Origin of the sequence: Minwuia sp. IMCC3060, from assembly GCF_029909435.1 — a bacterium.
In the GTDB taxonomy this organism is placed as follows: domain Bacteria; phylum Pseudomonadota; class Alphaproteobacteria; order Minwuiales; family Minwuiaceae; genus Minwuia.
In genome coordinates, this window is the sequence record NZ_CP123782.1 from 1,283,854 (window position 1) to 1,303,965 (window position 20,112).

General features: G+C 65.3%; 23 protein-coding genes. 10 read left to right on the plus strand and 13 right to left on the minus strand.

The features are described from left to right. Window positions 1–59 precede the first annotated feature (59 nt). Window positions 60–1,778, plus strand: a complete 1,719-nt coding sequence (locus QGV54_RS06085; RefSeq protein ID WP_281017734.1) for an ATP-binding cassette domain-containing protein — start codon at window positions 60–62, stop codon at window positions 1,776–1,778. Beyond that, window positions 1,775–3,064 (plus strand): HlyD family type I secretion periplasmic adaptor subunit, encoded by a 1,290-nt coding sequence (locus tag QGV54_RS06090; RefSeq protein WP_281017733.1) that lies wholly within the window; start codon window positions 1,775–1,777, stop codon window positions 3,062–3,064. Before QGV54_RS06085 ends, QGV54_RS06090 begins: the two co-directional genes overlap by 4 nt. Here QGV54_RS06090 and QGV54_RS06095 read toward each other — a convergent pair. The 8 genes from QGV54_RS06095 to modA are packed head-to-tail and all read right to left on the minus strand — an operon-like array spanning window position 3,061 to window position 9,061. Further along, window positions 3,061–4,581: a M81 family metallopeptidase gene (locus tag QGV54_RS06095; RefSeq protein ID WP_281017732.1), complete on the minus strand. Its 1,521-nt coding sequence runs from the start codon at window positions 4,579–4,581 to the stop codon at window positions 3,061–3,063. The genes QGV54_RS06090 and QGV54_RS06095 overlap by 4 nt on opposite strands. A 23-nt stretch (window positions 4,582–4,604) precedes the next feature. Beyond that, on the minus strand, window positions 4,605–4,922 hold the full coding sequence (locus QGV54_RS06100; protein ID WP_281017731.1) for a type II toxin-antitoxin system RelE/ParE family toxin: 318 nt from the start codon (window positions 4,920–4,922) through the stop codon (window positions 4,605–4,607). After that, window positions 4,912–5,118, minus strand: a complete 207-nt coding sequence (locus QGV54_RS06105; RefSeq protein WP_281017730.1) for a hypothetical protein — start codon at window positions 5,116–5,118, stop codon at window positions 4,912–4,914. The genes QGV54_RS06100 and QGV54_RS06105 overlap by 11 nt, the downstream gene beginning before the upstream one ends. A gap of 46 nt (window positions 5,119–5,164) precedes the next feature. Continuing rightward, entirely contained in the window at window positions 5,165–5,776 is a 612-nt protein-coding gene (locus tag QGV54_RS06110; protein WP_281017729.1) for a 2-hydroxychromene-2-carboxylate isomerase, read from the minus strand. A 31-nt stretch (window positions 5,777–5,807) separates the two neighbouring features. Beyond that, window positions 5,808–6,488, minus strand: coding sequence for a GNAT family N-acetyltransferase (locus QGV54_RS06115; protein WP_281017728.1), 681 nt, complete (start codon window positions 6,486–6,488; stop codon window positions 5,808–5,810). Then, window positions 6,485–7,618: a molybdenum ABC transporter ATP-binding protein gene (gene modC, locus QGV54_RS06120; protein WP_281017727.1), complete on the minus strand. Its 1,134-nt coding sequence runs from the start codon at window positions 7,616–7,618 to the stop codon at window positions 6,485–6,487. The genes QGV54_RS06115 and modC overlap by 4 nt, the downstream gene beginning before the upstream one ends. After that, entirely contained in the window at window positions 7,615–8,298 is a 684-nt protein-coding gene (gene modB, locus QGV54_RS06125; protein ID WP_281017726.1) for a molybdate ABC transporter permease subunit, read from the minus strand. The genes modC and modB overlap by 4 nt, the downstream gene beginning before the upstream one ends. Then, the gene (gene modA, locus QGV54_RS06130; protein ID WP_281017725.1) at window positions 8,291–9,061 is read right to left on the minus strand and encodes a molybdate ABC transporter substrate-binding protein; all 771 of its coding nucleotides are present in this window, start codon (window positions 9,059–9,061) and stop codon (window positions 8,291–8,293) included. Before modA ends, modB begins: the two co-directional genes overlap by 8 nt. 102 nt (window positions 9,062–9,163) lie before the next feature. Between modA and QGV54_RS06135 the strand changes: the two genes are divergently transcribed. Beyond that, a complete protein-coding gene (locus tag QGV54_RS06135; RefSeq protein ID WP_281017724.1) occupies window positions 9,164–10,243 on the plus strand; it encodes a nitronate monooxygenase in 1,080 nt (359 codons plus the stop codon). Window positions 10,244–10,284: 41 nt separating this feature from the next. Here the strand turns inward: QGV54_RS06135 and rpoH are convergent, their stop codons facing one another. Both rpoH and QGV54_RS06145 read right to left on the minus strand, forming a co-directional pair. After that, window positions 10,285–11,196 (minus strand): RNA polymerase sigma factor RpoH, encoded by a 912-nt coding sequence (gene rpoH, locus QGV54_RS06140; protein WP_281017723.1) that lies wholly within the window; start codon window positions 11,194–11,196, stop codon window positions 10,285–10,287. A gap of 184 nt (window positions 11,197–11,380) precedes the next feature. Next, on the minus strand, window positions 11,381–12,334 hold the full coding sequence (locus tag QGV54_RS06145) for an RluA family pseudouridine synthase (RefSeq protein ID WP_281017722.1): 954 nt from the start codon (window positions 12,332–12,334) through the stop codon (window positions 11,381–11,383). A 28-nt stretch (window positions 12,335–12,362) separates the two neighbouring features. Between QGV54_RS06145 and QGV54_RS06150 the strand changes: the two genes are divergently transcribed. The 3 genes from QGV54_RS06150 to QGV54_RS06160 are packed head-to-tail and all read left to right on the plus strand — an operon-like array spanning window position 12,363 to window position 14,208. Next, window positions 12,363–12,731: a hypothetical protein gene (locus QGV54_RS06150; protein WP_281017721.1), complete on the plus strand. Its 369-nt coding sequence runs from the start codon at window positions 12,363–12,365 to the stop codon at window positions 12,729–12,731. Next, window positions 12,728–13,180 carry a M67 family metallopeptidase gene (locus QGV54_RS06155; protein ID WP_281017720.1) on the plus strand — a complete coding sequence of 151 codons (453 nt, stop codon included), beginning with the start codon at window positions 12,728–12,730 and terminating at the stop codon, window positions 13,178–13,180. Before QGV54_RS06150 ends, QGV54_RS06155 begins: the two co-directional genes overlap by 4 nt. After that, entirely contained in the window at window positions 13,177–14,208 is a 1,032-nt protein-coding gene (locus QGV54_RS06160) for a low specificity L-threonine aldolase (protein ID WP_281017719.1), read from the plus strand. Before QGV54_RS06155 ends, QGV54_RS06160 begins: the two co-directional genes overlap by 4 nt. Before the next feature lie 11 nt (window positions 14,209–14,219). On the opposite strand, the gene QGV54_RS06165 is transcribed toward QGV54_RS06160, so the two are convergent. Next, entirely contained in the window at window positions 14,220–14,414 is a 195-nt protein-coding gene (locus QGV54_RS06165; RefSeq protein ID WP_281017718.1) for a hypothetical protein, read from the minus strand. A gap of 181 nt (window positions 14,415–14,595) precedes the next feature. On the opposite strand from QGV54_RS06165, the gene QGV54_RS06170 reads away from it, so the two are divergent. The 3 genes from QGV54_RS06170 to QGV54_RS06180 are packed head-to-tail and all read left to right on the plus strand — an operon-like array spanning window position 14,596 to window position 16,843. Continuing rightward, window positions 14,596–15,180 (plus strand): YqgE/AlgH family protein, encoded by a 585-nt coding sequence (locus tag QGV54_RS06170; protein ID WP_281017717.1) that lies wholly within the window; start codon window positions 14,596–14,598, stop codon window positions 15,178–15,180. Further along, complete coding sequence (locus tag QGV54_RS06175; protein ID WP_281017716.1) at window positions 15,177–16,355, plus strand: epoxide hydrolase family protein; 1,179 nt, start codon at window positions 15,177–15,179, stop codon at window positions 16,353–16,355. The genes QGV54_RS06170 and QGV54_RS06175 overlap by 4 nt, the downstream gene beginning before the upstream one ends. Then, window positions 16,352–16,843 carry a MaoC family dehydratase gene (locus QGV54_RS06180; RefSeq protein WP_281017715.1) on the plus strand — a complete coding sequence of 164 codons (492 nt, stop codon included), beginning with the start codon at window positions 16,352–16,354 and terminating at the stop codon, window positions 16,841–16,843. Before QGV54_RS06175 ends, QGV54_RS06180 begins: the two co-directional genes overlap by 4 nt. On the opposite strand, the gene QGV54_RS06185 is transcribed toward QGV54_RS06180, so the two are convergent. Beyond that, the gene (locus QGV54_RS06185; RefSeq protein WP_281017714.1) at window positions 16,844–17,692 is read right to left on the minus strand and encodes a class I SAM-dependent methyltransferase; all 849 of its coding nucleotides are present in this window, start codon (window positions 17,690–17,692) and stop codon (window positions 16,844–16,846) included. It abuts the gene before it with no gap. Beyond that, complete coding sequence (locus tag QGV54_RS06190; RefSeq protein WP_281017713.1) at window positions 17,692–18,498, minus strand: enoyl-CoA hydratase/isomerase family protein; 807 nt, start codon at window positions 18,496–18,498, stop codon at window positions 17,692–17,694. The genes QGV54_RS06185 and QGV54_RS06190 overlap by 1 nt, the downstream gene beginning before the upstream one ends. Window positions 18,499–18,615: 117 nt before the next feature. Between QGV54_RS06190 and QGV54_RS06195 the strand changes: the two genes are divergently transcribed. Beyond that, window positions 18,616–19,986, plus strand: a complete 1,371-nt coding sequence (locus QGV54_RS06195) for an ATP-binding protein (RefSeq protein WP_281017712.1) — start codon at window positions 18,616–18,618, stop codon at window positions 19,984–19,986. Window positions 19,987–20,112 lie beyond the last annotated feature (126 nt).

Below are 20,112 nucleotides of genomic sequence, written 5' to 3' on the forward strand. Positions count from 1 at the left end.
TAACAAGCTCGCCTTCGGGTTAAGTCACTCATTCCCATAATTTGTGCGCGGGAGCAGTCTTGCAGGACAGGGGTTCATCTGACGCAGGAAACGACTGGCTTGCCGACCTGCTGGCTCCGGTGCGACGGCGGCTGGGCGAAGTCGTGGCGCTGTCCTTCATCGTCAACATCCTGGCCATCGCGGTGCCGATCTTCGTGCTGCAGGTCTATGACCGGGTCGTGTTTCACGGTGGCCTTTCGACGCTTCAGGGACTGGTGGTTGGTGTTCTGATCGCACTCACCTTCGATTTCTTCCTGCGGCAGGGACGTGGGCGCTTGCTGCGCGCGGCGGCGGTGGAGATCGATGTTTCCCTGGCCCGGTCGCTCTATGGGCGCATCACCGGTGCGCCGCTGGCGATGCTGGAGGGGCGGCCCACCGCCTGGTGGCAGGCGCTGTTCCGGGATGCGGAGACGGTGCGCAACACCTTCTCGGGCCTGTCGGCGGTGCTTGTGGCGGATCTGCCCTTCGCCATCCTCTTCGCGGTGGTGATCTTCGTCGTTGCGGCCCCTGTAGCCTGGGTCTTTCTGGCCGTCTTCCCGATCTTCATTGCCCTTGCCTGGTATTCGGGCCGGGTAGTTCGCGCGGCCAATGACGCGGAACGCCGCGCTGTCTTCGACCGTGACAGCATGATTGCCGAACTGATCGGCGGCCGCACCACGATCAAGGCACTGGCGCTGCAGGGACCGATGCGCGCCGGCTGGGAGCAGCGCCATGCCGGTGCGGTGGAGGAGGGGCTGCGGCGCGGCGCAAGCTCCGATTTCTTCATCCACCTCGGCCTTTCGCTGATGGTGCTGACCACCGTCGCGACCACCACGGTCGGTGCGATCGCGATCCTGAACCAGGATCTTTCGATCGGCGCACTGGTTGCCGCCAACATGCTTGGCGGGCGCATCGTGCAGCCGTTTCAGCAACTGGTCAGCAACTGGCGCACCTATGCCGCCACCCGACAGGCGCTGGCGCGGCTGGGCGACGTGATTGCCACCGCCGAGGAACCGGCCCGTGGCGCGGTCAGTGCCGCACGGGTCCAGGGCACCCTCTGGCTGGATAATGTGACCTTCGGCTACCAGGCGGGACGTCCGCCCGCGATCCGGGAGGCGCGACTGAAGATTTCCACCGGCCTGCATGGTCTGGTGGGGGCCAACGGATCGGGCAAGACCACCCTGCTGAAACTGATGCAGGGGCTCTATCGCCCCGACGCCGGTCGCATCCTGCTGGATGACGCCGACATCAGCCAGTACGGGCGGGAGGATCTGGCCCGCGCCATCGGTTACGTGCCGCAGCACACGTTCCTCTTCGCCGGCACGATCCGGGAGAACATTGCCGTCGCTCAGCCGGAGGCCAGCGACGAGATGATCATCGATGTCGCCCATCTGGCAGGCGTGCATGAGGCGGTGTCGGCCCTGCCCGACGGCTATGGCGCACGGGTGGGGGAGGGCGGCATGGAACTGCCCGGCGGTATCCGCCAGCGCATCGCCATTGCCCGCGCCCTGCTCGGCAATCCGCCTGTGCTGCTGCTGGATGAACCGACGGGCAATCTGGATGGTCAGGCCACCGCGCGGCTGGCCCGCAACCTTCAGGCCCTGGGGGAGGACCGGACGGTGATCGCGGTGACCCACAGCCCGGCCCTGCTGGAGGCCTGTCAGAACATCGTGCTGATGGAGGGCGGGCGGATCACCGCCGCCGGTCCGGCAGCCGACATGCGCGCCCGGCTGACCGCCGGGGCAGGGGGCCGGGCATGAGCGCGCTCGACCAGCTGATCGTGCGTCATCGCCCGGGGTCCGTTGCCTGGATTGCCCGCGCGCTGGCGCTGGTCATCGTGCTGCTGGGGGTCTGGTCCCTGTTCGCGGACCTGGAGGAGGTCGCCGTGGCGCCCGGGACCGTGGTGCCGCAGGGCGATGTGAAGGTCGTTCAGCATCTGGAGGGCGGGATTGTCGATGCCCTGCTGGTGGCGGAGGGACAGCTGGTATCGAAGGGGCAGCCGCTCGTCCGGCTGAAGCTGGGGCTTGCGAGCCAGAATCCAGCGGAGCTGCGGGTCCGGCTGGATGGTCTGGAGCTGAAGCGCGCACGGCTGCTGGCGGAGGCCGGTGGGACGGAACCGGCATTTCCAGATGGGCCCAGCCAGCGCCGGTCGGAAGTGCTGCAGGCGGAGCAGCGTGCCTTCCGGGCGCGGCAGGATGAACTGCGCAGTTCCGAGGCGGTGCTGGATCAGCAGTTGCGCCAGCGTGGCGAGGAAATTCGCGAGTATCGCTCGGCCCGCGATGCCCGCAGCCGGGAACTGGAACTGGGCCAGGAATCGCTGGCAACGCTGCAGGATCTGGCGCGCGACAATCTGGCCTCGCGGCTGGAGGTGAACCAGAAGCAGGCCGACGTGGCCCGGCTGGTCGGAGAGATCGGCAGCCTGGAAGCGGCCATGAGCCGTGCCGCATCGGAACAGCGCGAAGCTGCGGAGCGCAAGGAAGAGGCCGCACGCAGCTACCGGCGCGAGGCGCAGGCCGAACTGGCGGAGGTCGAGGTCCAGATCGCCACGGTGGCCGAACGCCTGTCCGGTGCCGACGAGCAGGAGAGCCGGACGACGATCCGCAGCCCCATCGACGGGGTGGTCGCGGACCTGAAGGTCTCGACCGTGGGCGCGGTCATCCAGTCGGGCCAGCCGATCCTGGAAATCGTGCCGGTGGGCGGCCCGCTGGTGGTGGAGGCCGAACTCAGCCCCACGGATCGCGGCTTTGTCACGGTCGGTCAGCGCGCGACGGTGAAGATCTCGTCCTATGACTTCATCCGCTACGGCAGTCTCGACGGCAAGGTCGTCCGCATCGCGCCGGACAGCAGCCTGGATGAGCAGGGCCGACCCTACTTCAAGGTCGTCGTGCAGACCGACCGGGCCTACCTTGGGAATTCGCCGGAGCAGTTTCCCATCGGCCCCGGCATGCTGGCCACCATCGACGTCCACACCGGATCACGCTCCGTCGCCAGCTTCCTGCTGCAACCCGTCCTGAAACTGCAGCACGAAGCCTTCCGGGAGCGTTAGGACGCCTGTTCCGGCTGATGTACCGGACCCAGAGGGCCGAGGCGGACGCCGGGGCGGAGATTGCGGTAGGCGTTCTTCGCCGGTCGGTCGATGAAGGCGCCGGGGGCTTCCACCACCAGAATATCCTCGGCGATGTCGGTGAAGTCGCCCCGGAAATGCACGGATGACTTCAGGCACAGGATCGGCACCTGATCCGGTTCGATGCCGATGTGGCGGAACATCTCCTTGTCCGCCGCCTGCATCCGGCCCTCGCAGACGACCACCCGGACCCCGCCGATCTCCAGCACGGCCGTCTTGCCCAGTTTCGCATTGTTGCCGCCATAGAAGGGGCCGGTGCAGAGGAACTGACCATCCGACAGGGCGGCGACACGGAACGTCGCCGTGAACGGCGGGTCGCCGCCTTCGAACAGCTTGCCGCCGAGCGACAGCTCGATCTCCGCGCCGAGGCCGGCGGCATGGGCCGCCTTCGCCGCCGCCGGGTCGGTCAGGTGACCCAGCACCGCACCTTCCGCATTGCCCTCCACCAGGGCGCGCAGCAGGCCGGTGGTGTCGGAAGTGCCACCGGCACCGGAATTGTCCTGAATGTCGGCCAGCACGATGGTCCGTGACGCGCTGTTGTGCATGCCGCGCGCCTTTGAGACCGCCTCGGCCGGGCTCAGCATCGGCACCGCGAACTCGCCCTCATGCTCCAGCACCCAGTCGCGCAGCCGGTCGGCGGCAGCGTCCGCCGCCGCCTGATCGTCGGCATAGGCCACCACCGCCGGGCCGCATTCCAGGATGTCAGCGGGGTGGAAACCGGGTGTGTAGCTGATGGTCGAGACCGGGCCGTCCTGCATGGCGGCCACCAGGTCGTAGAGCGACTTCGACGGATCGACCATCGTGCACTGACCGGTCAGCGGCCCCAGGAAGTCCAGCTTCCGGAACGCCTTGGCCTGCTGCGGGCGGGCCTCCGCCAGGATCATGTGCATGTGGTCGGCGGACCGCTTGCCCGTCTCCGCCATGTCGATATGCGGATAGGTACGGTATCCGATCAGCGCGTCCGCATGGCCAACCATCGCCTCCGTGATGTTCACATGCAGATCCAGACTGACGACGACAGGCATCTCGTCGCCGATGCGCTCCCGCAAGCGGCGCAGCAACTCGCCCTCGCCGTCCTGCTGGTGCTGCGCGACCATGGCACCATGCAGGTCCAGGTAGATCGCGACCGCACCCTTCTCAACCTCCGCCACCAGACCATCGACGATCATGGTGGTGATGCGCTCATAGGCGTCTTCGGTGACATACCCGGCGGGGACGGCGGCACACCAGAGCACCGGCGCGATGTCATGGCCCAGCGCCTGCGCCTGCTTGATGAAGCCGCCGGTCGCGATGTTGGCGGGCGGAAACACGCTCAGCATGTCCGCGCCCCGCGTCAGCCCCGGAAAGCCCTCGGCCTGCTCGAAATGCTCATAGGTCGTCAGCACCGGCGCAAAGGTATTTGTCTCATGCATGAAACCGGCAATGGCAATTCGGGCCATGGTGTCTCTCCCCGTTCGAAAAATCAGTCCTGTCCAGGACGATCGCGGCGCATCAGGACCTCAAGATCGTAGTGACGTGCGCCATGCAGGATTGCCACAATGACCACACGCTCACCAGCCTCATCGACGCGATAGAAGACAAGATAGCGTCCCGACACGATCACGCGGTAGCTGTCACCGAACCTTTGGCCCATGAACGGGAACTCGGCGAGCGACAGGCATTTCTCCTGAAGTCGGGTCATCAGGCGCAAGGCGGCCTGACGGTCATCCAGCGCTACATGGTCGCCAATCCGGGCAAGTTCCGCTTCCACGTGAGGCGGAATGACGACTTCAGCCGCCATATCGTGCTGTCAGGCGGCGAAAAACGTCTTCTGCCGGGGCGGTGCCTTCGGCTTCGACAGACGCTTCGCCTTCAGCGATCTTCTGTTCGATCAGGGCGCGGGTGGCGGTTTCGAGAAACGCTTCGCCGAGCGCCTGCTGCCGATCCGCAGGCAGTTGCTCGATGACGGCCAGAGCCTCTGTCAGGCTGCTGTTCATGTTTCTGTCCTTCCGGCGCGCGATACGGGGATACTAACGCAAGATCCTATTTCCTGTAAGGCTGCTTCAGGGCGCGTTCGACCATCTCCAGCCGGTCCTGCCCGTAGAACATGTCGCCATCGACGAAGTAGGTGGGGGAGCCGAAGACGGAGCGGTCGATGGCTTCCTGGGTCCAGCGCTGGTAGATGTCCTGGATCTCCGGCGTCAGGGCGTTGGCGAGCAGGGGGTCCGGGTCCACGCCCACTTCCCGCGCCAGACGGGCCAGCGTCGGCGCGTCATCCAGGTCCGTGTCCTCCGCCCAATGGGACTCCAGCAGACGGTGGGAGAGTTCGTCGATGTTCAGGCCCGCCTCCATCCCCGCGATCAGGAAACAGTTGGACAGGGTGATGTCATTGCCGTGATGGGTCGGCGTGTGGCCGATCACCGGGGCGTTTCGTTCCTCGCTCCAGCGCTGGATCTCGCGTCCGAAGAAATAGGCCTTGTGCCCGTCGGAACGGTTGCCGAAGGGCGACTTGCTGACCTCCGCCACGACCCGGCGCAGATCAATGGGCCGGTGCGCGATGGTGCGGCCTGCCGCCTTCGCGATCTGCTGGAACCGGCGCGATCCCAGATAGGCAAAGGCGGAATAGGCGGCGTAGAAATATTCGATCTCGGCCATGGTTGGGCCTCCCCGGAGAAGTGTCGTCGGATCAGATAGTGCTGCCTGTCGGTTCGACAAAGGACGGCGGTGTGTCGGGGTGCTTCGGGTTGCGCCACATCATGTGCGCGGCCAGATCGGCCGACTCCGTGTCGCCGGGCATGTAGTTGCGCAGTACACCGAGTGGCAGGAAGCCGTTGCGGCGCTGGAAACTGATGACCGGATCGCGCACCTTCCGCGCCACCGCCGCCTCCAGATAGGCTTCCGGCGTCGGAAACCGCTTCTGGTGCCGTGTATAGGCAGGCATGCGACCACCGAAGATGATGCCCTTCAGCTTCAGGCGGGTGGCGAGCCGCTTCCGCGCCACATAGAGGCGCTGTCCGATCCGCTGGCCGCGCTGATCCGGGTCGACGCAGACTTCCATGCCATAGAGCCAGTCGCCGTCCGGATTGTGGTTGCTGGCCATGCCGTTGTTGGTGATCCCGGGCCAGGTATGTTTCGACATCGCGGTCGCTTCATCGGTGATGAAGGTGGCGGCATAGCCGATGATCTGGCCCGCATCCTCCACCACGAACTGGCCCTGCGGGAAGGCTGTCATCGGTCCCAGCACCGTCTCCGCCGGATAGGACAGCTTTGGCGGATAGACCTTGGCAATCAGGTTGGCGATGGCCTGCGCGTCCTCGGGCCGGGCATTGCGTACGGACAGGGGGGGCAGCGTGCTTCGTGTGGTCATCGCGGAACTCTCATCTGATTTCTCATGGGAGTATGCCCCGAACCATGTCCGCCGTCGCGTTCCACGGTGACGCTCTTGATCACGGCGTGCACCGGCTGTCCCTCCGAAAGGCCCAGCCGCGCGAGGGAACGGTGGGTGATGCGCGCAATCAGATGGTCCGAGCCACAGGCGACACGAACGTCCAGATAGGCCCCGTCGTCGCGCCGGATCGCGCTGATCGTTCCGGCGACGATGTTGTTGGCGCTGATATCGGCTGGCGGGGCCGTGGCCAGCATGACGTCGCGCGCCCGCACCCGGATGCGCACCTGCGCACCCTCCGGCCGGTCGATGCGCGGAACCCAGAGGCGGCCACCGGAGATCCCGACCGCGCTGAGATGGTGGTTCGCGTCATGTTCGAGGATCTGCCCCGGCAGCACCGAACCGGCCTCGAAGCGCCCGGTCAGGGGAAACAGGTCGATACGGGACGTGATGGCATAGACCGTGTCACTGGCTGCAACGGTCCCGTGGTCCAGCACCACCATGTGGTCCGCCAGCCGGGTCACCTCATCCAGGGCGTGGCTGACGTAGACCATGGGGATACGGGCCACGTCGCGAAGCTGTTCCAGCATGCTCATGATTTCCTGCCGCCGGGCCTGATCCAGGGCGGCCAGGGGTTCGTCCAGCAGCAGCAGGCGCGGTGCGGCGAGGACCGCACGGCCGAGCGCCACGCGCTGACGCTCACCGCCTGACAGGTTCACCGGCTTGCGCTGCAGCAGATGCCCGATGCCGAGCAGTTCCACGAGCGGATCGAAGCCGATGGCGGCACTCCGTCCGCCGGCCCGGCGGGCGCCGAAGGTCAGGTTGCGGCGCACATCCATGTGGGGGAACAGGCGGCTTTCCTGAAACACGTAACCGATCTGCCGCCGTTCCGCCGGGATACTGGTGCCGTCAGAGGAATCGAAAAGGGTTTCTCCGTCGATCCGGACGTGACCGCTGTCAGGTGTGATCAGCCCCGCCATGGCGGCTATGATGGTGGACTTGCCCGCGCCGGAGGGGCCGAACAGCGCCGTGATGCCGGGTTCGTCCACGCCGAAGCTGGCATTGACACGGAAGTCGCCGAGGTCGTGGCGTATGGCGATATCCAGGCTCATGAGCCGGAAAGGCTCCGCACCCGGCGTGCTGCGGCTTCGGACAGGATCAGTCCGGCGAGCGCCAGGGCGATGGCGAGGCCGGCAAGCCGGGCGGCGGCCGCTTCCCCGCCGGGGGACTGGATGGCGGTATAGATGGCCAGGGGCAGGGTGCGGGTCTCACCGGGAATGTTGGAGACGAAGGTGATGATGGCACCGAACTCCCCCAGGCTGGCGGCGAAGGCGGTGATCGCGCCAGCGATGATCCCCGGCAGGGCCAGCGGCAGGGTGATGGAGAAGAAGCGGTCGAGCGGTCCCGCGCCAAGCGTGCGTGCGGCGGCATCGAGGCCTGGGTCTATCGCCTCCATCGCCAGCCGGATCGCCCGGACCTGAAACGGAAAGCTGATGATCGCTGCCGCCAGCGCCGCACCGGTCCACGAGAAGACAAGGCGTATCCCGAAGGTCTCCAGCAGCCAGCCGCCGACCGGCGCATTGGTGCCAAGGCTGACCAGCAGCAGATAGCCCATGACAACGGGCGGCAGGACCAGCGGCAGGTGAACGAGACCGTCAAGCAGCACCCGTCCCGGAAACCGGGTCCGCGCCAGCAACCATGCGACGGCCACCGCAAAGGGCAGGGCACCCGCCACCGCGACGAGAGCAATGCGCAGACTGAGCAGCAGGGCCTCGATCTCCGCGTCAGTCATTGGGCGTTGCCGGACTGAACCCGGCGTTCAGGAACGCCTGCCGAGCGGCGTCACTCCACAGGAATGCCATGAAGGCACGGGTGTCCGCATTGTCGTGTCCGCTGACGATGCCGAAGGGATATTCGATGCGGTCATGCAGATCCGGCGGCAGGACCTGCAGCAGGATCACCTCCGGCCCCCCCACCTGCACGTCGGTCAGATAGGTCAGACCCAGCGGCGCCTCCCCCCTCGCAACCAGCGCAAGCGCCGCGCGGACATCGGACGCGAAGGCCAGCCGCTGTTGCTGACCGTCCCACAGGTCCATCGCGGCCAGGGCCTGGCGGGCGTAGATCCCGGCCGGGACATGTGCCGGATCGCCGATCACCAGCCGCTCCCCCGGATGCAGCGCGCCGAGCGCCTGTTCCAGCGTCTTTGAGCGACCGAACCGCTGTCGGTTGCCGACCAGCGCCAGACTGTTGCGCACCGGAACGGCCAAGCTGTCGGCAATGATCAGGTCCCGGTCCCGCAGATAGCCCATCCAGGCGGTATTGGCGGACGCATAGATGTCAGCGGGCGCTCCGGCCTCGATCTGCCGGGCAAGTGTCGATGATGCGGCGAAGGAGAAGCGGACCGTGCTGTCGTGCTCTGCCTCGAATGCCGTGCCGATGCGCTGCATCACGTCGCTCAGGCTCGCCGCGGCGAATACGGTGATGCGCTGTCCGGCGGCGGCGGGGATGGCCGCTGCCAGCAGGACGGAAACGAGGATGAAACCGAGCGCGCGCATGATGCGGCCATGTTTGTGGGCCGCCCGGCGGGGTGTCAATGTTCCTCCCTGCCGGTCAGCGCACTAGATTGGCCGGTAGGTGTCTTGAGGGAGGTGGGAAACATGGTCCGGACCGATCTTATGCAGCGACTGGGCATGACCAGTCCGGTGATGCAGGCCCCGCTGGGCGGCGGTGGTGATACGCCTGCGATGACGGCGGCAGTATCCAATGCAGGCGGTATGGGTTTCATCGGCGCGGCCTACATGACGCCGGAGGCCATCGGGACCGCGTCCGACGCGGTGCGGGAGCGCACGAACGGTGCGTTCGGCATCAACCTGTTCGCGCCACAGCGCCCGGCCCCGGAGGTCGATGGACAGCTTGCCCTGTCCAGTGCAGCGCCGTTCTTTGCCGAACTGGGGCTGGATGCCCCCACCGTCCCTCCGGTCGGAGCCGATCCCTTCGAACGTCTGTTGCCTGCGGCGCTGGAGAGTGGCGCCCGCCTGTTCAGCTTCACTTTCGGGACCTTGCCGGAAGCGGCGATGCAGGCGCTGAAGGCCCGGGACATGTTCATCATCGGCACCGCGACAACCGTGGCCGAGGCGGTGGCGCTGGAGGTATCCGGGGTCGACGCCATCACCGCGCAGGGCGGTGAGGCCGGTGGCCATCGCGGCAGCTTCGACACCGACGGGCCGGGCGCGATGGTCGGCACCATGGCGCTGGTGCCGCAGATCGTCGATGCCGTGCGGGTTCCCGTCATTGCCTCCGGCGGCATCATGGACGGGCGCGGCATCGCGGCGGCGCTGATGCTGGGGGCACAGGCGGTGCAGATGGGTACGGCCTTCCTGACCACAGCCGAAGGCGGCGTGCCGGAGGTGCAGAAGCAGGCCATCCTTGACGCAGGTGACAATGATACACGGATCACCCGCGCCTTCTCCGGTCGCCCGGCGCGCGGCATCGCCAACCGCTTCATGCAGACCGTGGACGCAGGGGGGGAGGGGGCGATACTGCCGTTCCCGCTGCAGAATCAGCTGACGCGCCCCATGCGGACCGCCGCGGCCAAGGCGGGTGATCCCGCCTTTCTCTCCCTCTGGGCAGGGCAGGGCACCCGCATGTCGCGGCGTCTTGGCACCGCACAGCTCATGGCCGAACTGGATCGCGAAACCGATGCCGCATTGAAAAGGGCCTCAACCCTGCGCGGCTGAGGCCCTGTCAGTCTCCGGTTTCGAATGTCGGCGTCGGTCGGTCAGGCGCCGAAGTGCTCCAGCTCCCGATCCGCATTCATGCGCTGCTGCAGGGCCGCATTCTTCATGGCCTTCTGCAGCTTCTCGAACGCGCGCACCTCGATCTGGCGGACGCGTTCGCGGCTGACACCATATTCCTGGCTCAGATCCTCCAGCGTCAGCGGATTGTCCTTCAGACGGCGCTCCGTCAGGATGTGCCGCTCCCGTTCGTTCAGGGTCTTCATGGCCCCTTCCAGCATGGCGCGGCGCTGGTCCAGCTCCTCCGAATTGCCCAGGGTCGTCTCCTGGTCCTCGGATTCGTCGGTCAGCCAATCCACCCATTCCTCGTCACCGTCGATGCGCAGCGGCGCATTCAGCGAATGGTCCGGGGCGGCCAGGCGGCGGTTCATGTCCACCACTTCCTTCTCCGACACCTGCAGTCGGGTCGCGATCTTGGTCACCATGTCGGGGTGCAGGTCACCATCCTCGATGGCCTGCAACTGGCCCTTCAGCTTGCGCAGGTTGAAGAACAGTTTCTTCTGCGCTGCCGTCGTACCCATCTTCACCAGCGACCAGGACCGCAGGATGTATTCCTGGATCGAGGCGCGAATCCACCACATGGCATAGGTGGCAAGGCGGAAGCCGCGTTCGGGATCGAAGCGCTTCACCGCCTGCATCATGCCCACGTTGCCTTCGGAAATCAGCTCCTGCACGGGCAGACCATAGCCGCGATAGCCCATCGCGATCTTCGCCACCAGGCGCAGATGCGAGGTCACCATCTTGTGGGCGGCATTCATGTCCTCATGCTCTGTCCAGCGCTTGGCGAGCATGTACTCTTCCTCGGGTTCCAGCATCGGGAACTTGCGGATCTGGTCCAGATACTGGCTGAGGCTTCCCTCCGGACTGATTGCCGGCATCACTGAACGTCCAGCCATCGTACTCTCTCCCTCTCGCAAACGAGTCGACTGAAGCCCGGACTTCCAGCAAATGGTGGAGCCGGACTGCAACAACGTCATTCAGTCAACCGATTGTGGCCGGAATTTGACCCCCGTAAGGCGGGGAAAGTCATTGCTGGCCACCATGTTCATATGGTCACCGGATCGGTCGAATTCAAGTTGTTTACAATGGTTCTACGTTTGCCCGCAGCGACTGGATCAGCGCCTCCATGTCGGCGGGTGGCGGCGCTTCGAAGGTCAGATCCTCGCCCGTGACGGGATGTGCGAAGCCCAGCCGTGTCGCATGCAGGGCCTGCCGGGGAAACCCGGCCACGGCCTCCGCCGCCACATCCGACATCTGAGCCAGCCGCTTGCGCCGCATGCGCCCGTAGGTCGGATCGCCGATCACCGGATGCCCCAGATGGCTCAGGTGGACCCGTATCTGGTGCGTGCGGCCGGTCTCCAGCGTGCAGCGGAGCAGCGATGCAGCCTCCCCGAATGACTCCACCAGCCGGTAGTGGGTGACCGCATGGCGACCGCCGTGCTCCAGCACCTTCATCCGCTTGCGGTCGCGGACGTCACGTCCCATGCGGGCTTCGATGGTGCCGCGGCTTGTCGCGGGTCTTCCCCGGACGACTGCCAGATAGGCCCGGTCGATGTCATGCGCCTCGAACAGGGCTGCCAGTCCGCGATGCGCTATGTCGGTCTTGGCCGCAACCATCACGCCGGATGTATCCTTGTCCAGTCGATGCACGATGCCGGGACGCCGCACGCCACCGATGCCTGACAGGCTGTCGCCGCAATGGCCGATCAGAGCGTTGACCAGCGTGCCGTCCGCATTTCCCGCCGCCGGATGCACCACCATGCCGGCGGGCTTGTCGAGCACGATCAGATGCGCGTCCTCATGCAGGACATGCAGTGGAATGGCTTGTCCCTGCGGCACCGGATCGACGGGCGCGTCCGGTGCGACGGTCAGCGTCTCGCCCGGTTTGACCCGGTAGGACGCGTCCACTATCGTCCGGCCATCCGCCGTGACGCGGCCCTGTTCGATCAGGGCTTTCAGGCGGCTCCGCGACATGTCGGGCAGGGTTGCCGCCAGCAGGCGGTCGATCCGGTCGCCCGCCGCGCCGTCGGTCACGGTGATTGTCTCTTTATCGGGTTGCAGCATGTCAGAGCCGGATCAGCCGAATTTCAGGGTGCTCAAGATTGTCGTCATCGTTCTGGGAATCGCGATTCTGGCGATGACCGGGATCATCATCGTAACCGCGATCAACCGTATGGGCGACAGCGTGGTTGTCGAGGAACCATCCGTTCCGTCGGTCGCTTCCTCGCCCGCGCCGGAAACCATCTCCCTTGCGCCCGACGGCGAGACCTGGACCAGCGTGCTGCTGCCCGGCGCCGAGGCCGAGATCATCGAGAGCGCGGTCGAGAACGGTGTCCTGCGCGTCGTTACCCGCGGTGCCGATGGTACGGTGCGGATCCATCTGATCGATGTACGCACCGGTCGCAGGATCGGCGAGGTGTCAGCGCGGTGACGGACCGGTCCCTGATTCTGCCGATCACCTGCGGGGGCAGGATCATCGCCCACCTGCATGACTGCTTTCCGGAGGAAGGCTGCGGGCTGATCGTCGGGCGCGAAACCGGCGACGGCTGGCTGGTGACGGAGGTTGTGCCCAGTCCCAATCTGGCGGAGGCGAGAGAGCGGACGTTCGAGATCGATCCGGGTCTGCGGCTGCGGACACAGCGCGCCGCGCGGGAACGCGGCGATGCCGTTCTGGGGCACTATCATTCCCACCCCTACGGTGATCCGGTCCCGTCGGAGACGGATACCCGGCGCGCGGCTGATGAGCCGGAATTGATCTGGGTCGTGGTCGGCATGCGCTGGGGCGGTACCCAGGGGCTGGCGGCCTGGCAGCAGGATGCCGGATCAGTGACCATGAAACGTGTGATGGTGGACGTCGTCGAGGGAGCAGGACAGTCATGAATTTCGGATCCGACAACTGGGCGGCTGTTCATCCGGCGGTGCTGGCCGCCATGGCGGCGGCGAACCAGGGTTTCGCACCCGCCTACGGCAATGATCCATGGACCGAGGAACTGACGCGGACCTTCAGCACCCTGTTCGAGCGGGAGGTCGCGGTCTTTCCCGTCGCCACGGGTACGGCGGCGAACAGCCTGTCCCTCAGCCTGCTGACCCCACCGACCGGCGTGGTGTTCTGCCACTCGCATGCCCACGTCTATGAGGACGAGTGCGGCGCCCCCGAGTTCTACACCGGCGGTGCGAAGCTGTTTCCCCTGCCGGGGGAGGAGGGGCGTATCAGCCTGGAGGCCTTGCAGACCGGCCTGAACCGCTTCGTGCCCGGCTTCGAACACCATCAGCAACCGGCATCGCTGAGCCTGACGCAGGCAACCGAGGCAGGCACCCTCTACAGTATCGACCAGATCACGGCGCTGGCGGACCTGGCGCACGCGAACGGCTGCAAGGTTCACATGGACGGCGCGCGCTTCGCCAATGCGCTGGCGACGCTGGATGTTTCACCGGCCGAGATGACCTGGAAGGCAGGCGTCGACATCCTGTCCTTCGGTGCCACCAAGAACGGCTGCATGGCGGCGGAGGCGGTCGTCGTGTTCGATCCCGAAACGGCGGCGGAACTGCACTATCGCCGCATGCGAGGTGGCCACCTCTGGTCGAAGCAGCGGTTCCTCTCAGCCCAGTTGACCGCCTATGTGACCAACGACCTCTGGCTGGACAACGCGCATCACGCCAACCGGCTGGCGCGGAAGCTGGGCAACGGTCTGGCCGCGATGCAGGGCTTTCGGCTGGCCGCACCCGTGCAGATCAACGAGGTCTTCGTCGATCTGCCTGCCGGTGTGGCCGACACGCTCAGGGCGCGGGGCTTCCTTTTTCATGACTGGTCCGCGGCAGGGGCCGGCGGCGTCAGGTTCGTGACGTCATTCATGACCGATGAAGCGGACGTCGACGCCATTCTGGAGGCGGCTGCCGATCAGGCGTGAGCTGGTCTGGTCTAGCACCGGCCCTTCTTCGCCTGACCCGGCGGGCAGAAGGTTCCGTCACCGGACTTCTGGTGGTCGTCGTCCCCGATCGTGACCTTCACACCATCGGTCTCGACGGTCGTCTTCGGCGTGTCGCTCTCGATCGTGGTCTGGCAGGCCGTCAGCAGCAGGCCAAGTGTCGTCAGCATTGCAAGGGTCTTCAGCATTCTTCTTGTTCCTTTCCCAAGTTCACCAGCTACTTGGCTACCGGAGCGGCACACTGAAAGGCCCGGGCACCGATTGCCACCGGATTGTCACTGATCTGCCGCAGGGCGACGAACGGCCCTTTGATCCCCCGCGGACAGAAGCGTGCTTGAAACGCACAGCCCGTCCGCCCAAACTTGACGGATGGAACAGGACACAGACGAGACCGGGGATGGCGACAGCCTGCAGGCGCAATTGCTGATCGCCATGCCATCGATGCAGGATGAGCGCTTTCAGCGCAGCGTCATCTTCATGTGCAGCCATACGGCGGCTGCCGGTGCGATGGGCCTGATGATCAACAAGCAATTGCCGAACCTGCAGTTTGCCGATCTGGCAAAGCAGCTTGATATCGAGGCGGAGAATTCCCCGCCCATCACCATGCATTTCGGTGGACCGGTGGAGACCGGGCGAGGCTTCGTGCTCCACTCCGACGACTATCAGCGCGAAGCAACGATACCGATGGCGGACGGGGTGTCGATGACGGCAACGGTCGACATCCTGCGTGCCATGGCTTCCGGCGCGGGGCCGGGCGACGCGATCCTGGCGCTGGGCTATGCCGGGTGGGCGCCGGGGCAGTTGGAACAGGAGATCCAGCGCAACGACTGGCTGCACTGCGCGGCGGACAGCGACATCATCTTCGGGGTCGCGCTGGATGCGAAATGGGAGGCTGCGGTGCGCCGTATCGGCATCGACCCGGCCATGCTGTCCATGCAGGCGGGCAGGGCATGAGCATGCAGATCAACGCGCGTCCCTTCACCATTGCCGTCGGCGATGAGGTGCTGGAGGACCTGAAGGCACGGCTGGCGCGCACCCGGTTCCCGAACGAGGTGGAGGGGGGCGGCTGGCACTATGGTGCCGACCTGGCCTACATGCGGCAGATGGTGCAGCACTGGCAGACCGGCTACGACTGGCGCAAATGGGAAGCCTTGCTGAACGGATTTCCCAACTATGTCGCCGAAGTCGATGGTTTCAATATTCATTTCATCTGCGAGGAGGGTTCCGGACCCAATCCGACGCCACTTCTGATCACGCATGGATGGCCGGGTTCGGTGTTCGAGTTCCACAAGATCATCGAGCCACTGGCGCACCCCGAACGGTTCGGCGGCGATGTGGCGGACGCCTTCACCGTGATCTGTCCGTCGCTGCCCGGCTATGGCTGGTCCAGCGCCCCGGCTGCCCCGATGCATCCGAAGAAGATCGCGGACCTGTGGGCACGCTTCATGACGGAGGTCTTCGGGCTCGAGACCTTTGCCGCTCAGGGGGGCGACTGGGGGTCCATCATCACCTCCTGGCTTGCCCACCGGCATCCCGAGAGGCTGATCGGCATTCACCTCAACATGGTGCCGCTGAAGCCCTATCTGGGGAAGGGTACGCCAGCGGTCAGCGCCGACGAGAAGGAATGGATCGGCAGGTTCCGCGCCCGGACGGCCCGGGCCATGGGCTATTTCCAGATCCAGGGCACGAAGCCGCAGACCCTGAACTACGGTCTCTCCGATTCCCCCGCTGGTCTGGCCGGCTGGATCACCGAGAAGTTCCAGTATCGGGTGAAGGAGGGGCCGGGAAATCTCAGCCTGTTCGACATGGACGAACTGCTGACCAACATCATGATCTACTGGGTCAACAACGCCCACAACTCCGCAAGCTGGATCTACACCGCCGTGACCCACGAAGGCGGCATGGAACTGGAGGCGCGGGCAGACGGTTCCGCCGACAGGATCGAGGTGCCGACCGGGTTCTGCCTGTTCCCCTATGATCTCGTCCCCGCGCCGCCCGAGAGCTGGCTGCAGCGTGCCTACAATGTACGGAACCTGACGGTGGAGTCCGACGGCGGGCACTTTGCGGCCTGGGAGAAGCCGGAGGAACTGACCCGCGATATCCGCTCCTTCTTCAGGGGGCTGGAATGAGCAGGCCCCCGACCGTAGAGGGACCGGACGATCGGGCGCGCCACTACGAGGACTACACGGTTGGTGAAGTGGTCAATGCGCCCGGTGTGAGCCTGACGGAGAGTGACATCATCGACTTCGCCTTCCGCTACGATCCGCAGGCGTTTCATACCGATGTCGAATTCGCGAAGCAGTCAATTCACGGCGGACTTATCGCCAGTGGCTGGCAGGTCGGCGCCGCATCCTTTCGGATGCTGATACAGAGCGGTTTCTTCGGGCGTGCGTCGATGGGGTCGTCGGGACTCAACAACCTGCGCTGGCCCAATCCGACGCGGCCCGGGGACACGCTCTATGCCCGTGTCACGGTGCTTTCGAAGCGGGAGAGCCGCAGTCGCCCCGAACTGGGACTGGTCGAGATCGAATGCAGTGTCGAGAATCAGCGCGGTGAGGTCTGCTGCACTTGGGACACGGTTCAGATGGTGCTGAAACGGCCGGAAGCCGTGGCCTGATCAGCCTTTCCGCAGCACGAAACGACCGCCGCCCAGCCGTCCGGCCTGCACAAGACCGACGAAGGTCTCGTAGTCGTCCATGTAGCGTTCATGAACGCCGTCACCCAGGGTCTGCCGGGTGCCCCTGTTCATCGCACGATACCACTCCAGCCGTTCGGTCAGGATCGTCACCCATTGCGGGCTGAGATCGTCGTGACTGACCAGTGACAGGCCAGCCGCCCGGAACTTGGCCTTGTAGTCAGGAACGGTCTGCAGTGTGCGCATTTCGATGCCCGCCTCCAGCGCAGCACGGTCTGTCTCATCCAGCGCCGGACCGGCAATCAGATCGGTGAAACCGAGGCGCCCGCCGGGCTTGAGAATGCGGGCCGCCTCATTGAGCACTGCCTGCTTGTCGGGAATGTGAAGGAAGGCTTCCTGACTCAAGGCAATGTCGAGACTGTTGTCAGCGAAGGGCATGGCCTGTGCGTCGCCCTGGATCGCATCGATCTGCCGATCCATGCCGACCACGGCATTCAGTCTCTGCGCCCCGTGGCAGCGTCCGCCATGGAGGTCAAACGCGAGGAATCGCGCATGCGTGAACTTCTCGGCCAGCAACCGGGACGGGCCGCCAACGCCGGCGCAGATGTCAATGACCCGGTCACCGTCCTGCAGCCCTGCTGCTGCCGCCAGATCGAATACCGCCGCTTCGCCGCCATAGTGATCCTGATCGTGCGGACGCAGGTCGACAGGACGCAGTTGATCCAGATTCCTGCCCTGTTCCTTCAGCGTCAGCAGGATCTGGTCCGCATTGATCGGGTGACGGTCATACAGGGAGGCGGAGGACGCAATGGTCCCATCTTGCTGGTTCATCAGGCTGGACGGTCTCCAAAGGCAAGTGTTCCCGCGTTGTAGGCATCCAGCCTCTCCACGGCCTCGTCCTGAACCATCAGATCCATGAACAGGGTGCGTTCCAGGGCCAGCGCCTCCGGGTCCGCCGGATCGGCGGCTGCACGGGCGATGCGCTTGATGTGTGCGACGGGCAGGGGCGGGTATCCGGCGATCTTGTGCGCCACTTCCATTGCGCGGGCAACGACATCGCCCTCCACCAGTTCATTGACCAGACCCAGTTCCGCCGCCTGCATCGGGCTGAAGGCGTCGCCCAGCAGACAGAGTTCCATCGCCTTCGCCGCGCCGATCATCTTTGCCGTGCGGGCCACGCCACCGGCACCCGGCAGGATGCCCAGCGCGATCTCGATCTGCCCCATGCGGTAGCTGCCTGCCTTCGCATAGCGCAGGTCGCAGGCGAGCGCGAACTCGAGCCCGCCGCCCATGCAGGCCCCGTTGATGGCCGCGATATGCGGCTTCGTGCTGGCGCCGATTCGGTTGAAGATGATGTCGATGTTGCGTTCCGGCAGCATGCGCTCCGGCGAGAACTTCATCTCGCGCTTCTGCATGTGACGCGCCATGCCTGCCAGTTCATTCGTGTCGTAGTGCTTGATGAAGACGTCGGGCTGGCTGCCGGTATAGACGACGGCGCGCACGGAATCGTCACTGTCGAACTCCAGAGTCGCGGCCTCCAGGTCCTCCAGCGTGGCGCTGTTCATGAAGCCCTGCGGCGGATTGTTGAAGCGGACCAGTGCCACCGGCCCGTCCCTTTCGATCAGCAGTTGTTGCAACGGCTCTTCTCCCCTCGCGCGATTCAATCGTCAGTGTGTCATCATTCTTGCGCGATTTGATGCTTCTTTCATCCGTTGCGGACGCAGGGCTGCATCAACAAGGGGCATGGCCAGGGCATGAGCGCGGAAAATTCGACAATCTGGAACGGGCACTGGATGCGCCTGCTGCGGCTTGGATTGTTCCTGGCTGTACCGAGTGCCGCCATGTTTGGTGGCCTGAGCGTGAATTCCGCAATCCAGCCGCTGACGGCGCTGGCTTGCTGGGTGCTGCTGAATCTGACGATGCTGGGCATGCTGCATTACCTGCTGCGGGAGAACGCGGCGCTGAAGGCGTGGCAACGGCGCCCGGCCAACACCCGCGACTATGCCGCCGCGGTCGAACGACTGGGCAGTGATCTGGCGGAGGCGCGGGCGCGCAGCCAGGCTGACGCCGCCGCACTTCGTGCCATTCTGGACGGGATCGAGCGACCCGTTCTGACGTTCGACGTCCGCCGACGCCTGGAATTCATGAACCTGGCGGCAAAATCCCTGTTCGGATCAGGGCTGGAGGGGCGCGATATCGCTGCCGCGCTGCGTCATCCCGATGTCCTGCAGGCCATCGACAGGTCGGTCAGTGACCGGGTCTCCCGCGCTGCGGAGTTCCCGGTGTTCGCGCCGGTCCGGCGCCGGTTCCGGGTATCCATCGATGCCCTGCCGGCACGGTTCGCGGGCGGGCAGGGGTTCGTGGCGGCCGTGGATGATGTGACCGACAGTCGACAGGTGCAGGAAATGCGTTCCGGCTTCGTCGCCGATGTCAGTCATGAACTGCGTACACCGCTGGCCGCCGTGCTGAGCATTGTCGATACGCTGCAGGGCCCGGCGCGCAATGATCCGGTGGCCCAGACCCGGTTCCTCGACATCCTGCGGGAGCAATCCGACCGCATGGCCCGCCTGGTGGATGATCTGCTGGCCCTGAGCCGAATCGAGATGAACGAGCATCAGCCGCCGCGCGACAGGGTCAATCTGGCCGGTGTGCTGGACGAGGTCTGCGAGAGCCTGGACCTGCTGGCCCAGGCGCGGGAGATGCGGCTGGAATGTGCGTTTGCACCCGAACTGCCTGTCGCGGGGGATCGGGACGAACTGGTGCGCCTGTTCCAGAACCTGATCGACAATGGAATCAAGTACGGGGACAGGGGCACACCCGTGCGTGTCACGGCGGCGGTTGAAGACGGATACATACAGGTGGATGTGCGCGATCAGGGGGCCGGAATCGCGCGCGAACAGATACCGCGACTGACGGAACGCTTCTACCGCACCGACCGGGCCCGCAGTCGCGCGGCAGGCGGGACGGGGCTGGGATTGGCAATCGTCAAGCACATCGTTTCAAGGCATCGGGGAGAGCTTTCCATCCGCTCCCAGCAGGGCGAGGGGTCGTGTTTCTCGGTCAGGTTGCCCTGCTGCGAACCGATGCTGGCGACCGCGCCGGAGCAGAGACTCGACCAGGCCTGATTTTATCTCGTGTCATGTATCAGAAAAATTACATAACCAATTAAAAAAGAAAGAAAATATAAGCGTCACATTTGTGAAACATTGCGTGCGTAGAAGCCTCCTTACTTTCCGATCTCCAGGAGGTTC

Bases quoted from the DNA above. Each gene is read 5' to 3' on its own strand.
- QGV54_RS06170 (WP_281017717.1), top strand. From the start codon at position 14,596: ATGGAACAGGACACAGACGAGACCGGGGATGGCGACAGCCTGCAGGCG.
- QGV54_RS06195 (WP_281017712.1), top strand. From the start codon at position 18,616: ATGAGCGCGGAAAATTCGACAATCTGGAACGGGCACTGGATGCGCCTG.
- QGV54_RS06185 (WP_281017714.1), bottom strand. From the start codon at position 17,692: ATGAACCAGCAAGATGGGACCATTGCGTCCTCCGCCTCCCTGTATGAC.
- QGV54_RS06110 (WP_281017729.1), bottom strand. From the start codon at position 5,776: ATGGCCGAGATCGAATATTTCTACGCCGCCTATTCCGCCTTTGCCTAT.
- modC (WP_281017727.1), bottom strand. From the start codon at position 7,618: ATGAGCCTGGATATCGCCATACGCCACGACCTCGGCGACTTCCGTGTC.
- QGV54_RS06150 (WP_281017721.1), top strand. From the start codon at position 12,363: ATGTCAGAGCCGGATCAGCCGAATTTCAGGGTGCTCAAGATTGTCGTC.
- QGV54_RS06165 (WP_281017718.1), bottom strand. From the start codon at position 14,414: ATGCTGAAGACCCTTGCAATGCTGACGACACTTGGCCTGCTGCTGACG.
- QGV54_RS06090 (WP_281017733.1), top strand. From the start codon at position 1,775: ATGAGCGCGCTCGACCAGCTGATCGTGCGTCATCGCCCGGGGTCCGTT.
- QGV54_RS06100 (WP_281017731.1), bottom strand. From the start codon at position 4,922: ATGGCGGCTGAAGTCGTCATTCCGCCTCACGTGGAAGCGGAACTTGCC.
- modB (WP_281017726.1), bottom strand. From the start codon at position 8,298: ATGACTGACGCGGAGATCGAGGCCCTGCTGCTCAGTCTGCGCATTGCT.
- QGV54_RS06180 (WP_281017715.1), top strand. From the start codon at position 16,352: ATGAGCAGGCCCCCGACCGTAGAGGGACCGGACGATCGGGCGCGCCAC.
- modA (WP_281017725.1), bottom strand. From the start codon at position 9,061: ATGCGCGCGCTCGGTTTCATCCTCGTTTCCGTCCTGCTGGCAGCGGCC.
- QGV54_RS06095 (WP_281017732.1), bottom strand. From the start codon at position 4,581: ATGGCCCGAATTGCCATTGCCGGTTTCATGCATGAGACAAATACCTTT.
- QGV54_RS06175 (WP_281017716.1), top strand. From the start codon at position 15,177: ATGAGCATGCAGATCAACGCGCGTCCCTTCACCATTGCCGTCGGCGAT.
- QGV54_RS06115 (WP_281017728.1), bottom strand. From the start codon at position 6,488: ATGACCACACGAAGCACGCTGCCCCCCCTGTCCGTACGCAATGCCCGG.
- QGV54_RS06105 (WP_281017730.1), bottom strand. From the start codon at position 5,118: ATGAACAGCAGCCTGACAGAGGCTCTGGCCGTCATCGAGCAACTGCCT.
- rpoH (WP_281017723.1), bottom strand. From the start codon at position 11,196: ATGGCTGGACGTTCAGTGATGCCGGCAATCAGTCCGGAGGGAAGCCTC.
- QGV54_RS06135 (WP_281017724.1), top strand. From the start codon at position 9,164: ATGGTCCGGACCGATCTTATGCAGCGACTGGGCATGACCAGTCCGGTG.
- QGV54_RS06160 (WP_281017719.1), top strand. From the start codon at position 13,177: ATGAATTTCGGATCCGACAACTGGGCGGCTGTTCATCCGGCGGTGCTG.